The sequence below is a fragment of the Quyinboa ferrireducens genome, from assembly GCF_042436675.1.
GTDB lineage: Bacteria > Bacteroidota > Bacteroidia > Bacteroidales > UBA5342 > JBHJHP01.
This window is the reverse complement of record NZ_JBHMVA010000001.1, coordinates 602637-621153: the sequence shown is the minus strand read 5'-3', so window position 1 is coordinate 621153 and position 18517 is coordinate 602637. Positions and strand designations below refer to the sequence as shown.

Genomic DNA, 18517 nt, shown 5'->3' with positions numbered 1-18517 from the left:
TTTTTATGCTCAGCGAGGGTTTCGTTTTAAACGAAGCCCTCGCTACCACCCTCGCTAAAAATTGCTTTGTAAAATTTCAATTTTTGGATTGTAATACTTCAATGGCTTTTTCTTTACCGGAATTTGGCAGCGCCGTACTTTTGTTGCATAGAAATTTAGTGAATGAAACGCATCGCAATTCCAATACAAGACAACAGGCTGAGTTCCAAATACGGAACATGCGATTTTTTGACTGTCTATGCAACGGAAGGCAGAAAAGTTGTTGGAAAGGAAACATTACTTCCGGTCAACGGATCAACCGAGGAAATTGCAACTCAACTGAACGCAATGGGTGTTGGAATTGTGATCACAAACTTTATAGAGCCGGGCATCATAGGATATTTGGCTCAGCACAAAATTCAGGTTTTTATTGGGGTTAAAAACAGCGATCCGGATGTGCTTGTCCGTCAATATTTAGACGGACAGCTCACCTCGGATCAAAAAGTAATGCATTTGTATAACAATTAAACATAAAGTAAAATGAAGTATTTAAGAACTGGCTTACATGAGTTTGAGACAGCTGCAGAATTGCAGAAGTTTATTCAGGAAAATGAAAACGTAATGGTTTGTACAGGACGTATGGGGCCTATGTGTATTCCTGTTTACGGAATCATGGAAGAACTGGAAGAAGAAGAGAAATACAGCCATGTTAAATTTGCTGTAATGGCATTCGACAGCCCTGAAGCACACATCGTTCGTAACGATCCAAAATGTGCAGGTTTTATGGGATTGCCTTTTACCATGTATTACAAAAACGGAGAAACAGCACACGCTACATCAAGCATCCAGAGTATGGATATGGTAACCTCTGTTCTTGACAGAGAATTCGCCTCAGCTGATGTAGAAAAATAAGACCCAGGTCAAATGATTATTTGGTTCATGCTTTCATGCGTGAACCAAATTCATTTATCCCAATTTTCTTGCTTAATAAATAATTTTACCATGAACGAAGAATTATATGATGTAATCATTTTAGGGGCCGGACCGGCAGGACTCTCCGCCGGAATTTATGCTTCACGGAGTAAGCTGAAAACACTGATTTTGAATGAAGGAGCGATTGGAGGGCAGGTTACGCTTACAGAGGAGATTGCAAACTATCCGGGTGTTGAAACCACACACGGATATATGCTGGTGAATACCATGAAGAACCAGGCCAAATCGTTCGGATGTAAAATCAAAGCCAACCTGTCAGTTACCGGTTACCGGTTGAACCAAAATATCAAAGAGATTGAGGTGAACGGGAAAGAAGTATATAAGGCAAAATCGGTAATCATAGCTGCTGGTGGTAAACCACGCCCATTGGGTATTCCGGGTGAAGCCGAATTGAAAGGCCGTGGCGTATCCTATTGTGCCACCTGCGATGGTGACTTTTTTACAGGAAAAGAACTGGTAGTGGTCGGCGGAGGAAACTCGGCACTGGAAGAGGCAGTGGCACTGACTAATTATGCCACAAAGGTAACCATCGTTCATCAGTTCGATCATTTTCAGGCTTTTGAACATGCAGTGAATGAAGCAAAGAATAATCCGAAGATTACGTTCGTAATGGAAAGTGAACTACGTAAAATCAACGGAACAGATGGCGTGGAATCCGTGGTAATTGAAAATCTGAAATCCGGCGAACAAACCGAACTGAAAACAGACGGTGTGTTTGTGTTCATCGGCTATGTGCCAAACACTGATAATATCAAACACCTGGTTAAAACAAACGACCGGGGAGAAATTCTGGCTGATGCCGATATGAAAACTAATATTCCCGGTGTGTTTGCAGCTGGTGATTCCATTCAAAAAAGATACAGACAGGTAACCACTGCCGTAGCAGATGGTACCATTGCAGCACTTTCAACATCAGATTACGTGCGCAGTGTATTCGTTGAAAAAGAAGAAGAAATTGCCATTAGTGCAGTATAAAATATAACATCCGGTTTCGTAATACAGCCAATTACAAACCAGTTTTTGTTATAGTAGCGATTGTTAGAGGTTAGATAATTAAGGGTTTCGCATATGCGGGGCCCTTAATTTTTGCCACAAAATTTCCTTGAGCCTCCGCTTACCCTTTTATTCCCTAAAGGGAACCACACACTTACGCTCTTAATTATTTAAAGTCCGTAGGACTAAAATATTGGTAGAAACAGGTTAACCATTAAAAATAAATCCCGTAGGGATGATATATGATATCGTTTATTATTAACTAATGATCTCGTACCTATGGCACTTGGATTTGTATCTTTGATTTCAAACTCTACCAATATTGTGTCCCTCCGGAACAATGTCGTCGCGATGGCTTCGCTTTGAGCGAAACCATCGCTAACTCTTAAATAAATTCACTATTTTAGTCAGCCTAAACGCAACAAATGGCTGAAAGACTTAAACGGGAATTTTACATACGCAACGTGCTTGAGGTAGCTCCGAAGCTGCTGGGAAAAACCATTGCCGTCAATCATGGCGATGAAATTCTGCGCTATAAAATTACCGAAGTTGAGGCTTATAACGGATTCGAAGACAAAGCCTGCCATGCTTCCAAGGGCCGTACCAACCGAACCGAAATCATGTTTCACGAAGGTGGTCATGTATACATGTACCTTATCTATGGCATGTACTGGATGCTGAATATTGTAACCGGACCAAAAGATATTCCGCAGGCTGTTCTGATCCGCGGTATTGAAGGGTTCGATGGTCCCGGGAAAGCAGGAAAAGCACTTGGACTGGACAAATCATTTTACGGCGAAGATCTGACTACTTCCAACCGTATCTGGATCGAAGATGCTCCGGTGATTTCTGATCATATCACCACACCACGCATTGGGATAGATTATGCCGGCGAACCCTGGGTAAGTAAACACTGGCGATGGAAACTCATCGGATGACTCAAAGTCATCCGATGAGTGGCATATGAAATTTACTCAATTAGCTGGCTTATTATTATTTATTTGTGTATTTTTAAACATTAAAACTTTTGCAACCTGTTTTAAAATGAAAACACTGTTGAATTTTACCTGATAACAAATGTTTATTAAATTGACTATGATATTTTAATTACCATACTACTTGCATACTAATGAAAAAACTAACTCTTACCATTTTTATATTCTTTATCGTTTTTCATACCTATGGACAGATTTCCTTTGAAAAAGGTTATTATATTGATAACCGGAACGACTCAACAGAATGCTATATTAAGAACAAAGACTGGAGTACTAACCCCAAAGAGTTTCAGTGTAAATTATCTACTGACGATGCTCCGATTATTTTAGGCATAGATTCCGTTAAAGAATTCGGAATATATGACAAATCAAAATATATCAGGTCTGAAGTACTCATTGACAGATCTAGCCATGCAGCAACTCACATTAGTGAAACAAGGGAGCCTATCTATAAAGAAGAAACACTTTTTTTAAAGGTCATTATGGAAGGTAAAGCAAGTCTGTATTACTACAATGGAGCAGACTTCTACAGATACTTTTACAGCATTGACAATTCAAGGATTGTTCAGTTAATATATAAACCTTACAAAGATAAAGTTGCTAATGTAACTCCAGACTATGGTATATTACTGATTAACTATTCTTATGATAAGAAAAATGAGGATTATAAAAAGCAATTATTAATCGACCTCCACTGTAACGCCATTTCATCTGATAAAATAAATAGTACACAATATTATAAAAAGGATTTAATCAAGATTTTTAAACTGTACAACGAATGCAAGGATTCAGACTACAAAGACTTAACTAAGAGACCTAATCCTGTGTTTATAGCTTTAAGACCCGGGATACGTAAAACATCTTTATATTATAATCTTGCTAATTCTGCACTTGGACACTATGTGCCTTACATATACGAATACCGTTTTGACAATGAAATATCATATCGTTTTGGAATAGAATCAGAACTTACACTACCCGGAAATAAGCAAAAATGGGCCTTCCTTATTGAACCTACATATGTGTATTTTAATTCAGATCTGAGGTATCCCGGTAATTCTGAAAAACTCGCAAATGTTAAATACCATGGAATTGAGTTGCCCCTTGGATTCAGGTATTATTTCTATTTGAATCAAAAATCAAAGATATTTGTGAATGCCGGTTACTCCTTTGGGATGGCTAGTTTTACATACCAGTTACAAACGAAAACCAATTCAAAATACTTTATAAATTACTTCACCGTTGGTGCCGGTTATAAATATAATGATAAACTGAGTGTGGAATTACGTTTTAGACCAACTAAAACTATATTGGAATTCGTGACTTCTGAAAATAAACATGATCCGAATCTTACCTCTTTAACTATTGGTTATACAATTTTTAAAAAATAACAAAAACTGTTTTGTCTGATATTCGAAGTAAGAGTAATAAAAGCTCTAGACAAAATCACTGCATTTAGATACCTCACTTTTATTTATTTGTGTATTTTAAACTTCAAAAGATAAGGAACCTTAAAAAACTGATTGGCATTTAGTTAAAAAAAAGAGTTGAGTTGACGATTTTATAAATTATTAATTCCCTATCAATGTTATCCGCTTAAAAAATAAATATTACTTAAAGATTCTTCGCTTCATTTTACTACGCTCAGAATGACAGTCTTTTAGGTTCATATGGTGCTGGAGGATGGGTTGGTTTGCGACAGATTCGCAAACCAACCCATCCTCCAGCCCAACAGCCAGCAAATGCCTGTCATTCCGAGTGTAGCGAGGAATCTCTGAAGCTTTAACCGGTCAACAGTAAATAGGAATTATTAATTGTTTTGGATAAAATACTAATTCCTAATTGACTATAAACCCTCCTCCTAAAATCAAATTCCCCTGCATAAAAACGGCGGTTTGGCCTTTGGCGATGGCATATTCGGGTTCGGATAAAACAACTTTTAAAATCTGATCATCATCGGTTTTATACAGCCGTCCTTTGGCCAGTTGTTTGCGATAGCGGATTTTTACATCCAACTCCATTTCCATCACTTTTTCCGGATCGATAAAATAGAAATTGGTGATGTAAAATTCTGATTTGTACAACTGATTATGCGGACCAAGTGTTATATTTTTGGTCTCGGAATCAATTTCAGTGACAAACAGCGGGCCATCAATATTGAGATTAAACCCTCTGCGCTGGCCTACTGTATACAGATGAATGCCGTTATGCGGACCTAGAATTTCTCCTTCCGGCGAAACAAAGTTTCCTTTTAGTGCATTCAGCTTCCCCTCCGGCACATATTTTTCTAAAAACTGCTGGTATCCTTCGCCGGCGAAACATACACTCAGGCTGTCCTTCTTTTTAGCCATGGACGTAAAACCTATATTTTTAAGGTATTCACGGACTTGGGTTTTTGTGGTTTGTCCCAACGGGAATAAAATCCGGGGCATCCACTCTTTACGTATGCTCCAAAGAAAAAAGCTTTGATCCTTATCAGGATCAGCGGCCACAGAAATGACCTGTTGTTCCTGCCAGTTTTCAATCTGCGAATAGTGCCCCGTGGCTACAAAACCGCAATTCAGCCGATCTGCATACTCCAGCAGCAAGGGCCATTTCAGCGTTTTGTTGCACAATGCGCACGGAAAGGGTGTAATACCGTTTATATACTGATCAATAAACGGTTGAATGATGGTTTTGGCAAAGTCTTCCTGCACATCCACTACATCAATGGGAATGCCTGTTTGGATGGCAAGATTTTCAAACGCATCAAAAACCGGTTGCAGGTTATCTGATTCGTGATAAAAAACAAAGTGAATGCCGTATACCACATACCCCTGATCTTTTAACATCAGTGCGGTTGCCGTGGAATCTACGCCGCCACTCATGGCCACTAATACGGATGTTGCGTTTGTGTTCAAACCGAAAATTAACGTGTTGATACCACACTGTCGCTAGCACCGAACATCATGAGATAAGCCTTGATGAAATCATCCAGATCGCCATCCATAACAGCCGGAACATTGGATGTTTCATGACCGGTACGCAGGTCCTTCACCATTTTGTAAGGCTGAAATACATAGGAACGGATTTGTGATCCCCACTCGTTTTTCTGCTTTGTTCCTTCAATCTTTTCCTGCTCTTCCATGCGCTTGCGAAGTTCAAGTTCGTACAGTTGCGACTTTAAAATTCGCATGGCATTTTCCTTATTGCCCAGCTGGGAACGACTCTCTGTATTTTCAATAATAATCCCGGAAGGCGCATGCCGCAAACGGACACCGGTTTCCACCTTGTTCACATTCTGTCCTCCGGCACCACCCGAACGGAAGGTTTCCCATGTAATATCAGCCGGATTAACCTCAATTTCAATGGTATCATCCACCAAAGGCGCTACAAAAACCGAAGTAAACGATGTCATACGTTTGTTCTGCGCATTAAACGGCGACAAGCGAACCAGCCGATGCACACCATTTTCGCCTTTGAGATAACCGTAGGCATAATCGCCTTCCACCTGAAGCGTAACCGATTTAACACCGGTTTCATCGCCGGGTACGAAATGTGTTTCAGTAACTTTGTATTTATGACTTTCGCACCAGCGCAGGTACATGCGCAGCAGCATATCAGCCCAATCGTTGGATTCTGTTCCTCCGGCTCCCGCGTTGATTTTAATAATAGCACCCATGCGATCTTCTTCTCGGCGCAGCATATTTTTCAGCTCCAGCGCCTCAATCAGGGTTACTGTTTCAGCATAGTGTTGGTCCACCTCATCTTCGGAAGCTTCCCCTTCTTTCTGAAAATCGTAAAGTACCTGTAAATCTTCAATGGAAGTGTTGATGTCGTTGTATCTGCCTACCCAGTCTTTCAGGTCGTTCAGCTCTTTCATCTGAGCCTCGGCTGATTTCGGGTCATTCCAGAAATCTGGCGCCTGGGTGCGCATTTCCTGTTCTTCGAGTTCTATCTGTTTTCGGTCGATGTCAAAGATACCTCCTCAGAACATCCCTTCGGGATGAGAGTTCTTTGATATTTTCAATTGTAATCATAGTTATTTAAATTTTTACGGCTACAAAAGTAGGAAATCAATTACGATTTACGAATTAAGAATGAGGAATTAGTGTTCGTTGATAGGAACCCGGTTACTGAGTGAAACGAAGTTTCGTATCGAAGTAACCTTGATGCAATTACGAATTATCAATGGCTTTTAACGAGGGCTTCGTTTTAAACGAAGCCCTCGGTTAATTCGTAATTCATCATTCCCCTTTACTGATTATTTAAGGTGTTTGTGCCACTTATAATACACATCCGGAATTTTATTGGCCCGGGCATAATGATAATCGTCAATTGTACAGGACACGATCATTTGTTTCGCAGCATCAATCTCCAGCCACCAGCGGTTATTCTGCGGGTTATTGTAAAAAACCATTTCATGGTCTATATCAGATTGCTGCACCACAAATTTTTTATATGTTGAAATGTTCCTGACTGGATAATCCTTATACCTCTTATCCAGGCCATCGAGAAAATGCCAGATAGCCTGAGCTGCCAGTTTTGAGGTCTGGTTATTCAGATCACATTCCGGATTGGTCTCAAACAACGAAAACAATGAAATCCTGTCGCTGAAACCGGCATAGCGGGCAAGCTGACACAATTCTTCGCCAAACAAACCATTTGGTGATCCATATGCCACACCCGGTCCGTCTGCCAAACGAACGGCACCCATATCCATAGCTACTATATCCGCATCACGAAAAAGTGGTTCTGTAATATGAATCTGCTTTCGCAGCTGCCCCAATCTGATCACATTTTTCGGAAATCTATTAAAGGGTTTCAGATAAGTCTCATCGTACAAATAACTTTGATAGCCAACCAGACTAAACGACAAGAGGTCGGGATCATTCAGCACCTGTTTCAGATAATTTCGGTGATCAAAATCCTCCGAATCGTTAGCATCCAGTGTTTGATCCACGGCAACCATGTTGACCTTTCCACATGCCTCTTTCACACCGTTGAAAAGCGGTAGTGCAAAATCGTTGGATCCGCCTAATATAACCGGAATAACCCTGTTTGTTATCAGATAGGCAACCACTTCCTCCAACGCAAAATAAGCATCTTTAACCGTTTTACTTTTTATGTTACCCAGATCAGAAACGTAAATGTTTTTAAAGCTTCCACGTAAACCGTACAGTTCCTGTCTGATAGTCTCCGTGCTTTTCGCTGATCCTTTATTAGTGGTCCCGTTAGTATCGTTCGAAATTCCGATGATCGCCACATCATAATCCACCTGCGTAGAAACAACAGATTTTAAAACTTCACCAAGCGACTGACCTTTAGAAAGATGTCCGGATTGTTTTGCAACTTCAACGGGTTCTGTATAATCGTAAATATCCATTTTATAAGGTTCCTGAATTTGTAATCCGGGTCAAAGCCTGATTATATGACTCCATTAAATCTTTCATAATCTCTTTAACCGGCTTAATGTCATTTATCGTTGCCGATACCTGGCCAATTTCCAGTTCGCCCTCTTCCATATCGCCTTCAAAGATTCCTCTTTTTGCCCTTCCTCTTCCTAAAATATCCTTAAGTTCTTCAACCGGTGCGCACCGCAACTCGGCTTCAGCAACCCTGTTGTAAAAGCTGTTTTTAATTAAACGCACCGGGGTAAGCTTTTTTAAAGACAGCATAGTGTCTCCTTCGCTTATAGAGACAACTTTCTGTTTAAAGTTGACATGTGCCGACGATTCTTCTGAAGCAGCAAACAATGAACCTATCTGTACACCTTCAGCTCCCAGAGCAAAAGATGCCAGCATGCTTTCGCCTGATCCTATCCCTCCTGCAGCAATTAGAGGTAAGGAGGTGGCCTTTCTTATGGCCGGGATAAGGGTCATGGTTGTTGTTTCGTCCCTTCCGTTGTGTCCTCCTGCTTCGAAACCTTCGGCGACAATGGCATCCACCCCGGCAGCTTCGCATTTTTCAGCAAATCGGGTTGCCGAGACCACATGAACCACCGTCACACCAAGATCCTTTAAGTAAGACGTCCATTGTTTGGGATTACCAGCAGAGGTGATGACGATTTTAATCTCCTCATCCTTTATGATCTCCATTATCTTATCAACATTAGGATATAATAAAGGAACATTCACTCCAAACGGTTTATTTGTTGCCGCTTTGGTTTTCAGAATATTTTCTTTTAAAATATCCGGATACATCGATCCTGCACCCAGTATCCCGAGGCCTCCGTTATTTGCCACTGCCGAAGCCAGTCTCCATCCACTACACCACACCATACCTGCTTGAATAACAGGATATTTAATCTTAAATAACTCCGTAATCCGGTTCCTCATAATTATATTAATTTAATTCAAAAATAGATATTAATTTTTGTACTTTTGGTCAATATATTAAAAACCTGACAAATCACTTTTTTGTTATACTATAACATGTATTGGTTTATTTAGCTGAATGAAAAAAATAACCGGATATAAAAACAGTTTGATGGTGCTCATTTTTTGCACTTTGCAGGTGTGCTTTTCATTTGCTTTTGCAAAAAACGACACGAAGATTGGTCTTGCATTAAGCGGTGGCGGAGCCAAAGGATTTGCACATATCGGAGCCATTAAAGCACTTGAAGAACTGCAGATGCCGGTAGATTACATTAGCGGAACCAGTATCGGATCCATCGTCGGTGGCATGTACGCTATAGGTTATAAACCGGATGAGATGATGAAGCTGATCAATCAGCAGGATTGGGAGTTTGTGCTTAGTGATAAGATGATCCGTAATCAGATGCCGTTTTTCGAGAAAGAAGAAATGGACAGGTATATCATCTCACTTCCAATTACAGGAAAGAAAATTGAACTGCCTTCCTATTTTGTGGAAGGACAAAACATAATGCAGTTATTGTCAGATCTGACCGTTGGCTATCATGACGATGTGGATTTCTTAAAATTCCCAATCCCGTTTGTATGCATCGCCACCGATCTGGAAAATGGTGACGAAATTGTATTAAACCATGGGTCGCTGCCCCAAAGTATGCGCGCAAGCATGGCTGTTCCTGCTGCTGTCAGTGCGGAATTGATTGATGGAAAACTACTGGTGGATGGAGGTGTAACCAATGTATTTCCCGTAGACAGGGTAAGAGAAATTGGTGCGGATATCGTTATCGGAATAGATATTCAAACGGGTCTTAAAAGTAAAGATGAACTGAATGATGCACGAAATCTTGTCAATCAGCTTGTGGCCATTTTATCGAAGGATTTGTACGAAAAGAATGTAAAGAACTGTGACATTCACATCAAACCTGACTTGACCGGTTATACTATGACGAGCTTTAATAAGCCTGCAGCAGCAGCTATGTATCAGCTTGGTTACGATGCAGTAATGCAGCAAAAGGACAAACTCATTCATTTGCGTGATTCCCTGCATCTGAGTTATAATCCTATCCCAAAATATAATCCTGTAACGGATGACGATGTATTCTTTTTACGAAAAATAACGGTTGAAAACGGAGACGATGAACTGACAAGCTACGTAAAGGGGAAACTGGAGCTTCAGGAGGGATCATTTGTTCCTTTTTACCTCATAAAAGAAGGAGTGGAAAAGTTGTATGCCACAACCAACTATCAGAAAGTGGATTACAGACTAATTGGCGACAAGGAAAAAACGCTTGTTCTGGACCTTTTGGAAGCCAACAGCAGTTATCTGAACATTGGTCTGCATTACAACGTGGAAAGCCAGGCTTCTCTTCTAATTAACGGGACCCTGAAGAATAAACTTGGTCTGGGTTCATTACTGTCAGTAGATTTGAACCTGTCACGTCTTCCGGGTTTTAAATTCAGGTATACCCTGGATAAAGGGACCATTCCTGGCCTGGAATTCAGATATGATTTTTCAGGAGCAAGCTTCGATCTGTACAACGGAGGGAACCTGGCCGGATTTGTAAAAGGGAATTACAACAAAGTTCAGCTGAACACACATACAATATTTAACCATACCTTTACTATTGGAGCCGGATTTGAGATGGAAATGTATGATGTAAGTTCCTATTATTACAATGTGCCTGATGGCGAAGATCCTCTGGTTTTGAGCGATGAAAATTTTTATAACTATCAGTTCTTTATCAAACTTGACGACAGGGATAGTAAATATTTTCCGCATAAGGGAACATTTTTGCAAGCCTACGCAAAAGTTGTCACCAGCGATTTTGTAACGTTATACGGCTCGAATCCTTTAATTATTGGGAGCATAAAATATAAATATGCCAACGAAATATTACCAAGGTTTACTGTACTACCGGCATTTTATACACGAATTCTGTATGGTGACAATGTTCCTCCCTACCATTATTCAAGAATAGGAGGTGACGACTGGGTGGAAATCATCGAGAACCAGATTCCGTTCTATGGTATGCGACTGGCTGAAATACAGACCAATGAAGTGGCTATAGGAAGGATAGAACTTAGATATAACTTATTTAAGACCCATTACTTGCATACTTTTTTTAATTTTGGCGGGATATCGTCAGACTTTAATTTTACAAAAAACGGACGTATGATTTGGGGAGGTGGTTTAGGTTATTCAATTAACAGCTTTGGCGGACCTTTATCCTTTACACTCACTACGTCATCAAACAACATGGAATTTATCAGTTATCTGAGTCTAGGGTACTGGTTTTAAAACTAATTATCGTGGGTAAAACATATTTTCAGGATTGGGGAGTAACAGATTATAACGAGGCATGGAAAAAACAGGAAGTGCTTTTCGATTCTATAATGAATGCCAAAAAAGATGTACGGGAAGGTAAAGCTGATCCGGATATTATTGATCATTATGTAGTATTTGTAGAACATCCTCATGTTTATACTCTGGGTAAAAGTGGCTCAGAAAATAATTTGCTGATTAATGCTATCCAGCTTCAGGCCAAACATGCCACATTTGTTAACACCAACCGTGGAGGAGACATCACATACCACGGCCCGGGACAAATTGTAGGCTATCCGATTCTCGATCTGGAAGCATTGGGACTTGGTTTAAAACAATACATCCACCTGTTGGAAGATAGCATTATTCTGAGTATTGCTGAATATGGTATTACAGGAAGTCGTCTGGATGGAGCTACAGGTGTCTGGCTGGAACCAGAAACCAAAAACGCCCGTAAAATATGTGCCATCGGTGTAAAAAGCAGTCGCTATGTTACCATGCATGGATTTGCACTTAATATTAATACGCAACTTGAATATTTCAATTATATCAATCCCTGTGGTTTTATCGATAAAGGTGTTACTTCTGTTCAAAAAGAACTTGGAAGAGAAATTGATTTTGAAGATGCCAAAAGAATTGTAAAAAAGAATATTGAAAAAGTCTTCGGTTTCAATTTACGCTGAAATTATTTATCGAAAAAATGTAGTAAAACGCTGGACTTCGCATTTTGAACCACACACAACTGTATCAGATAACACAATCCTGTTACAATTTCATTATTATTTAGATTAATTTAATTAAATATTTGATTATTAAATGAATTGACAGTAAGTTTATCATTGCGAATAGGCTTTAATGTCATTCCTATGTCATTAACATGTAACATATTTGTAACATTTATTTCGCTCTTTTGCAGCGGAAAAATCTAAAAGGATTTAATGTTAATATAAAAAATAATCATGGAGACCCTGTTTTTATTTATCGTTATTGTGCTATTTGCTCTGGCAATTTCAGACCTTATTGTAGGAGTAAGTAATGATGCAGTAAACTTTCTTAACTCGGCTGTTGGTTCTAAAGCAGCATCATTTAAAGTAATTATGATCGTTGCCGCTCTCGGCGTTTTTGTCGGAGCAACGTTTTCCAGTGGGATGATGGAAGTTGCCCGTAAAGGTATTTTTCACCCGGAACATTTTTACTTTTCAGAGATCATGTACATGTTTCTTGCAGTAATGTTAACCGACATTATCCTGCTGGACACCTTTAACACGCTTGGATTACCAACTTCAACTACCGTATCAATTGTATTTGAATTGTTGGGATCAGCAGTTGCCATTTCATTAATTAAAATTAATACAGATCCGAATGCCCTGCATTTGTATGAATATATCAATACTTCAAAAGCACTTGCCATTATATCGGGTATCCTCATATCGGTGGTGGTAGCCTTTACGGTTGGAGCCATTGTTCAGTACCTGTCCCGTTTATGGTTTTCATTTAATTATGAGAAAACCATGAAATATTACGGATCCATTTTTGGAGGTATTGCCATAACATTTATCACATATTTTATACTTATCAAAGGTGCAAAGGAGGTAGCATTTATTTCCAGCGACGCCAAAGCCTGGATACACGAGCACGTCTGGACCATAGTTGGTGTTGGATTTGTTGCATGGACTTTGATTATGCAATTAGCGGTATGGATATTCAAAGCTAACATCCTGAAATTTATTGTACTTGTTGGTACATTCGGTTTAGCCATGGCTTTTGCCGGTAACGACCTTGTAAACTTTATTGGTGTTCCTCTGGCCGGATTCCAGTCTTTTAAAGAATTTATCGCCAATCCAGGTGCTGATCCGAATACATTTGGTATGGCTTTCCTTGGAGGAAAAATTAAAACGGATACCTATCTGCTTATTATTGCTGGTCTTGTAATGGTAGTTACATTGTGGACTTCACGCAAGGCAAGGTCAGTTATTAAAACATCCATTGACCTTGCCCGTCAGGATGAAGGGGAAGAACGCTTTGGTTCATCATTACTGGCCCGCTCAGTTGTCAGGTTTTCTGGTAATATAGCAAGTGGGGCATCGGCCATAACACCTGGTGTGTTGAAGCGGTTCGTACAAAAACGATTTGACAGCACCGAGTACAATGCTAAAATTGCACAAATGGAGGAACCACCTTCATTTGACCTGATCCGTGCTTCTGTGAACCTGGTTGTAGCAAGTATTCTTATTGCATTTGCAACATCATTAAAACTGCCTTTATCTACAACTTATGTTACCTTCATGGTTGCCATGGGTACTTCACTGGCAGACAAAGCGTGGGGAAGAGACAGTGCTGTTTACCGTGTTACCGGTGTATTATCCGTAATTGGTGGCTGGTTTCTTACTGCATTGATTGCATTTACAGTTGCATTTGTCATTGCAAATATTATTTACTGGGGAGGAACCATTGCCATTATTCTCCTTATTGCTCTGGCTGTATTCCTTGTGATCAGAACCCAAAAGATTTATAAAAGACGTCAGGCAGAAATTGCGGCTGATACCAAAGAACAAAAATCCAAAGTTGTTTCAGTTGAAAGTTCATTAATCAATTCCTGTTCAACAGAAGTAAATGATGTGATTGACAGAATGGGTGATATTTTCTGTAAAACAATCAATCATGCCAGGGTTGAGGAACGTAAGGGACTGAAAGAACAGCTGGCTGAATCTGAAGCAATAAGTAAGCGGGCTAAAAAGCTGAAAAAACGCTCGCATGAGAAATTAAAATTACTGGAGGATACAGGCCTTGAAACCGGACTCTACTATATTCAAATACTTGATTACTTACGTGAGACAGCTCATTCACTGGAATATATTGTAGAGCCAACGTTCACGCACTTCGAAAATATTCACAAACCATTTTCTAATATTCAGCAGCAGGAACTTGCAGAAGTTTGCAAAAACATCAAGAGCTTTTTGTATCATGCTTCCAGAATTGTGAAAGATAAGGATTTTGAAAAAATGGATGCACTGTTTAAAGAACAGGTAGCTATTCTTGAAATGCTTAAGCGATTCAACAAGAACCAGATTAAACGTCTCAAAAAAGCTGAGGATGGAACAAGATCCAGTATGTTGTTCATCACTATTCTCCAGGAGACTAAAGGTTTACTGCTTAATCTGAATAACCTTATTAAAGCTCAGCGCGACTTTTTATCGCAAAAATAAAAGCAACAACATAATTTAGCAGCCGGACTTATTCCGGCTGCCTTCTTACAGCAGCAACAAACAAAACAACAATGAAGAGAATTTTATTATTGTGCTTTGCGGTCATTGGTATATCTACAATCGGCAGAGCAGAGACTCCTCTGGCAGGAGGTAAAGTTACCGGTAGAATTTTTACCGATGCCTATGTGAATACAATTGGGGATTACAATTCTGCCAGTATGGCATTTGAGGTTACCCGCGCCTATTTCGGGTACAGCAACGAATTTGCTGAAGGCTGGTCAGCATTTGTGCTTCTGGACATTGGTAGTATTAACGACGATTCTGAATACGCACTTATCAGAAGATACACTTACTTCAAAAATGCCGGACTTAAATACAAAAAAAACGGTTGGGAATTGCAACTGGGATTAATTGGAACCTACCAGTTTAAACTTCAGGAGAAACTTTGGGGGAAACGTTACATCCGCAAATCATTTCAGGATGAATTTAAATTTAACTCCTCAGCAGACCTTGGATTTTTCGTAAAGAAATCGCTGAACGATATTTTTGATGTAGATTTTATGATCGCCAACGGCGAAGGTTATAAGGATTTTCAATACGACGATTTCTTACGGTATTCTGCCGGTGTGGTTGCCAAACCTGCAGATTTTCAATTCAGGGCCGGTATCGATCTTGCTCCGAATAATGATAATATAAATACCGTATATACGTTTTACGGAGGTTACAAAGGAGAAAAGTTCAAACTGGGAGCAGACTTCACGCTCGAACAAAACTACAAAAACCGTGAAGGATACACCCGGCAGGGTGGTTCTGTATTCGGTGAATTATTTCTGTCGGACAAACTGAGCGTTTTTGGCCGTTACGACATGATTTATTCTAACATTCTGGAAGGCGATGAACGTCCGTGGAACCTGAGCAAAGACGGGAGTGCCCTGGTGGGAGGGCTGGAATACAGCGTAAACAAACACATGAGGGCATCGTTAAATTACCAGGACTGGATGCCTTACGCTAAAAACCTGGACTACGCTTCAGCCATTTATCTGAATCTCGAAATTAACTTTTAAATCAGGTCAGCATGAAAAATACAGTTTTATATCTAATAGCTGTCCTGATGGTCTTATCTTCCTGCCGGAAAAGTGATTATGAACTAACGGAAGATGAACTTCAGGTAGTAGCAGCCAATGCAGGTGGTGTGGGAACAACAACATGGACAAGTGACAAGGAATATTTGCTGGACGGATTTGTGTTTGTAAATCCGGGTCAGACCCTGATAATTGAAAAAGGGACTGTGATAAGGGCAAAGACCGGACAAGGGGTGAATGCCAGTGCCCTGATTGTCGCTCGTGGGGGAAAAATATTTGCCCAGGGAACAAAAGAAGAACCCATTATATTCACGTGTGACGGTGATGACCTGAAGGGGTCAATTGATGTATATACCAGAGGTTTATGGGGTGGTGTTATCATTCTTGGCAATGCACCGGTAAACACTACTTCTGGTGAAGCATATATTGAAGGAATTCCATTATCAGAACCCCGTGGCGTATATGGTGGAGATAATGAAGCCGACAATTCCGGGATTCTTGAATATGTTTCCATTCGCCACGGAGGTACAGATATTGGAACGGATAACGAAATTAATGGCCTGACATTGGGCGGCGTAGGTAAAGGAACAAAAATCAGTCACATTGAAATCATATCAAATAAAGATGACGGGATAGAACTTTTTGGTGGATCGGTGAACCTGAAAAATATTGCCGTAGCATTTTGTGGTGACGATGCATTTGACTTCGACCTGGGTTATCACGGCAGATGCCAGTTTTTGCTGGCCATACAAGGTGAGCAGGTTGGCGATTGTTTGGCTGAACACGATGGTGGAGTAACGCCTGAAGACGGGATACCTTACACCATACCGCAAATTTATAATGCCACATTTATTGGAAGCGGGCAATCGCTTATCCATAATCTGATCACATTTCAGGATAACGGTGGTGGTGTCTATTCCAATTCCATTTTTGTGAATCAGGACCTTGGGATCACCGTGGAGTATGTAGGAGATGCTTCGAGTTACGAAAGACTGGAGACAGGTGATCTGGCATTTAAGAAAAATATATTTTATGACGTGGCCAGTAACACATTTGAATCCCTTGGGGAAGTTGTGGATCAGTCATTCAATGAAATTCCTGATAAGAGCGATGTGTTTATTCTGGATATTATCTCCCAAGGGAATGAAATTGAGAATTATGGTATTGGTTACAGCGGATCATCGTTCAAGGTAACCTCTGATTCTCTTCCGGAAACAAACCTGGACTCCTATTCCTCCGATTGGTACGACTGGGTGGATTACAAAGGTGCTTTCGGACCGGAAGATAACTGGATAGAAGGATGGACTCTGCTGTCCCAGGAAGGATTGGCAGAGTAGTTTGATTATACATTTTGTTGAAAGGAGGTCTTCGGATCTCCTTTTTTGTTGCAGAAATTTGTAATAAATTGCAGCAAAATATTAACCACTATGAAACCACAATCAAAATCGGAATATGCCGTTGCTGTATTTTATGGCGATAATAACTGTGCGCAATCTGTCCTGGTTCCTTTTGGAACTGAGAAAGGATTAAGTCAATCACAATGTATACAAATTGCATCAGGGTTCGGAGGTGGAATTGCCATGTCGAGATTAACCTGTGGTGCAATAACCGGGGCTATTATGGCACTGGGACTTGCAGGAACAGGGGAAGGAAAATCGAAAGAACTGACCTACGAACAGTCGAAAGAACTAATGCAAATGTTCGAAGAAAAGTTTGGATCAACCCAGTGCAAAATTTTAATCGAACCCAAACAAAATGATGACACTAAACATTTTTGTGATAAATTTGTCCGCGAAGCTGCTTCAATGGTAGAAGATATTTTAAAGAGAGAGATTAATGGTTGAGATTTGTGCGATTGCTTCAGGCAGCAATGGAAATTGTTATTACGTTGGAAATGGTTCCGATGCTGTCTTGATAGATGTAGGGATAAGCCGTAAACAGGTTTTGCTGAGAATGGAAGCAATGGGGTTGGATAAACATAAAGTCAGGGCCATTTTTATATCGCACGAACACGCCGATCATATGAGGGGTGTTAAAGTTCTTTCAAAAGTTTTGGATATTCCCGTTTATCTGACAAAAAAAACATATGAATCTTCGTGGAACCCCAACCGTCCCGGTAAGTATGCTTTTTTTGAACCGGATCAGCCGGTAACTATTGGATCCGTTACGGTTCATCCGTTCATTAAAAATCACGATGCCATTGAACCTTGTAGCTTCAGGATTGAAATTAATGGCAAACAGGTTGGGGTATTTACCGACATTGGCGAACCCTGCGAAAATATGATATCACATTTTAAACAATGTGATGCGATGTTCCTGGAGACAAATTATGATGAAGATATGCTGTGGAACGGACCATACCCCTACTATTTGAAACAAAGGGTGGCTTCATCAAACGGACATCTGAGCAATATTCAGGCTCTGACACTTTTAAAAGAGCATGCAGGGACTAATCTGAATCATGTATTGTTATCCCATTTGTCTCAGGAGAACAATACACCGGAGTTAGCTGTTAATACATTTTCTGAATTAAATGCCAGGTACAATATACAACTGACATCACGACTGGAAGCTTCAGGGGTATTTACACTTTAAC

The 18517-nt window shown here is 40.1% G+C and carries 16 protein-coding genes; 12 read left to right on the top strand and 4 right to left on the bottom strand.

The window, feature by feature from the left end; all coding sequences use genetic code 11:
- Window positions 1-162 precede the first annotated feature (162 nt).
- The 5 genes from ACE01N_RS02310 (at window position 163) to ACE01N_RS02290 (ending at window position 4351) form a co-directional block, all read left to right on the top strand.
- Window positions 163-507, top strand: a complete 345-nt coding sequence (locus ACE01N_RS02310) for a NifB/NifX family molybdenum-iron cluster-binding protein (protein WP_380584406.1) — start codon at window positions 163-165, stop codon at window positions 505-507.
- Between the two features lie 12 nt (window positions 508-519).
- On the top strand, window positions 520-891 hold the full coding sequence (locus tag ACE01N_RS02305; RefSeq protein ID WP_380584404.1) for a thioredoxin: 372 nt from the start codon (window positions 520-522) through the stop codon (window positions 889-891).
- Between the two features lie 90 nt (window positions 892-981).
- Window positions 982-1947, top strand: coding sequence for a thioredoxin-disulfide reductase (gene trxB / locus ACE01N_RS02300; protein WP_380584402.1), 966 nt, complete (start codon window positions 982-984; stop codon window positions 1945-1947).
- A 443-nt stretch (window positions 1948-2390) separates the two neighbouring features.
- Complete coding sequence (locus tag ACE01N_RS02295; protein ID WP_380584400.1) at window positions 2391-2903, top strand: DNA-3-methyladenine glycosylase; 513 nt, start codon at window positions 2391-2393, stop codon at window positions 2901-2903.
- A 191-nt stretch (window positions 2904-3094) separates the two neighbouring features.
- Window positions 3095-4351, top strand: a complete 1257-nt coding sequence (locus ACE01N_RS02290) for a porin family protein (protein WP_380584398.1) — start codon at window positions 3095-3097, stop codon at window positions 4349-4351.
- A 447-nt stretch (window positions 4352-4798) separates the two neighbouring features.
- Here the strand turns inward: ACE01N_RS02290 and mnmA are convergent, their stop codons facing one another.
- The 4 genes from mnmA to ACE01N_RS02270 all read right to left on the bottom strand — a co-directional run bounded on the left by mnmA (window position 4799) and on the right by ACE01N_RS02270 (window position 9277).
- Entirely contained in the window at window positions 4799-5860 is a 1062-nt protein-coding gene (mnmA, locus tag ACE01N_RS02285) for a tRNA 2-thiouridine(34) synthase MnmA (protein WP_380584396.1), read from the bottom strand.
- A gap of 8 nt (window positions 5861-5868) precedes the next feature.
- Window positions 5869-6979, bottom strand: a protein-coding gene (gene prfB / locus ACE01N_RS02280; RefSeq protein WP_380584394.1) for a peptide chain release factor 2 whose coding sequence is annotated in 2 segments (ribosomal slippage) — window positions 5869-6915 and window positions 6917-6979 — 1110 coding nt in all. Because the reading frame shifts where the segments join, the coding sequence is not laid out codon by codon here.
- Window positions 6980-7203: 224 nt separating this feature from the next.
- Window positions 7204-8325, bottom strand: coding sequence for an arginase family protein (locus ACE01N_RS02275; RefSeq protein WP_380584392.1), 1122 nt, complete (start codon window positions 8323-8325; stop codon window positions 7204-7206).
- Between the two features lies 1 nt (window position 8326).
- Window positions 8327-9277 carry an NAD(P)H-dependent flavin oxidoreductase gene (locus ACE01N_RS02270; RefSeq protein WP_380584390.1) on the bottom strand — a complete coding sequence of 317 codons (951 nt, stop codon included), beginning with the start codon at window positions 9275-9277 and terminating at the stop codon, window positions 8327-8329.
- 118 nt (window positions 9278-9395) lie between these two features.
- Between ACE01N_RS02270 and ACE01N_RS02265 the strand changes: the two genes are divergently transcribed.
- The 7 genes from ACE01N_RS02265 to ACE01N_RS02235 all read left to right on the top strand — a co-directional run bounded on the left by ACE01N_RS02265 (window position 9396) and on the right by ACE01N_RS02235 (window position 18516).
- Window positions 9396-11609, top strand: coding sequence for a patatin-like phospholipase family protein (locus ACE01N_RS02265; protein ID WP_380584388.1), 2214 nt, complete (start codon window positions 9396-9398; stop codon window positions 11607-11609).
- Between the two features lie 11 nt (window positions 11610-11620).
- Window positions 11621-12316, top strand: coding sequence for a lipoyl(octanoyl) transferase LipB (gene lipB / locus ACE01N_RS02260; RefSeq protein ID WP_380584386.1), 696 nt, complete (start codon window positions 11621-11623; stop codon window positions 12314-12316).
- A 276-nt stretch (window positions 12317-12592) separates the two neighbouring features.
- A complete protein-coding gene (locus ACE01N_RS02255; RefSeq protein ID WP_380584384.1) occupies window positions 12593-14839 on the top strand; it encodes an inorganic phosphate transporter in 2247 nt (748 codons plus the stop codon).
- A 71-nt stretch (window positions 14840-14910) separates the two neighbouring features.
- On the top strand, window positions 14911-15903 hold the full coding sequence (locus tag ACE01N_RS02250; RefSeq protein ID WP_380584382.1) for a hypothetical protein: 993 nt from the start codon (window positions 14911-14913) through the stop codon (window positions 15901-15903).
- Between the two features lie 11 nt (window positions 15904-15914).
- Window positions 15915-17258, top strand: coding sequence for a hypothetical protein (locus tag ACE01N_RS02245; RefSeq protein ID WP_380584380.1), 1344 nt, complete (start codon window positions 15915-15917; stop codon window positions 17256-17258).
- 90 nt (window positions 17259-17348) lie between these two features.
- Window positions 17349-17765, top strand: coding sequence for a C-GCAxxG-C-C family protein (locus tag ACE01N_RS02240; protein WP_380584378.1), 417 nt, complete (start codon window positions 17349-17351; stop codon window positions 17763-17765).
- Entirely contained in the window at window positions 17758-18516 is a 759-nt protein-coding gene (locus tag ACE01N_RS02235) for an MBL fold metallo-hydrolase (protein WP_380584376.1), read from the top strand. Before ACE01N_RS02240 ends, ACE01N_RS02235 begins: the two co-directional genes overlap by 8 nt.
- Window position 18517 lies beyond the last annotated feature (1 nt).

What these genes read in the sequence shown, in the direction of transcription:
- ACE01N_RS02310 (WP_380584406.1), top strand. Translation starts at nt 163, where the DNA reads ATGAAACGCATCGCAATTCCAATACAAGACAACAGGCTGAGTTCCAAA.
- ACE01N_RS02255 (WP_380584384.1), top strand. Translation starts at nt 12,593, where the DNA reads ATGGAGACCCTGTTTTTATTTATCGTTATTGTGCTATTTGCTCTGGCA.
- ACE01N_RS02245 (WP_380584380.1), top strand. Translation starts at nt 15,915, where the DNA reads ATGAAAAATACAGTTTTATATCTAATAGCTGTCCTGATGGTCTTATCT.
- trxB (WP_380584402.1), top strand. Translation starts at nt 982, where the DNA reads ATGAACGAAGAATTATATGATGTAATCATTTTAGGGGCCGGACCGGCA.
- ACE01N_RS02290 (WP_380584398.1), top strand. Translation starts at nt 3,095, where the DNA reads ATGAAAAAACTAACTCTTACCATTTTTATATTCTTTATCGTTTTTCAT.
- ACE01N_RS02250 (WP_380584382.1), top strand. Translation starts at nt 14,911, where the DNA reads ATGAAGAGAATTTTATTATTGTGCTTTGCGGTCATTGGTATATCTACA.
- ACE01N_RS02265 (WP_380584388.1), top strand. Translation starts at nt 9,396, where the DNA reads ATGAAAAAAATAACCGGATATAAAAACAGTTTGATGGTGCTCATTTTT.
- ACE01N_RS02275 (WP_380584392.1), bottom strand. Translation starts at nt 8,325, where the DNA reads ATGGATATTTACGATTATACAGAACCCGTTGAAGTTGCAAAACAATCC.
- ACE01N_RS02235 (WP_380584376.1), top strand. Translation starts at nt 17,758, where the DNA reads ATGGTTGAGATTTGTGCGATTGCTTCAGGCAGCAATGGAAATTGTTAT.
- ACE01N_RS02270 (WP_380584390.1), bottom strand. Translation starts at nt 9,277, where the DNA reads ATGAGGAACCGGATTACGGAGTTATTTAAGATTAAATATCCTGTTATT.
- ACE01N_RS02240 (WP_380584378.1), top strand. Translation starts at nt 17,349, where the DNA reads ATGAAACCACAATCAAAATCGGAATATGCCGTTGCTGTATTTTATGGC.
- ACE01N_RS02305 (WP_380584404.1), top strand. Translation starts at nt 520, where the DNA reads ATGAAGTATTTAAGAACTGGCTTACATGAGTTTGAGACAGCTGCAGAA.
- ACE01N_RS02295 (WP_380584400.1), top strand. Translation starts at nt 2,391, where the DNA reads ATGGCTGAAAGACTTAAACGGGAATTTTACATACGCAACGTGCTTGAG.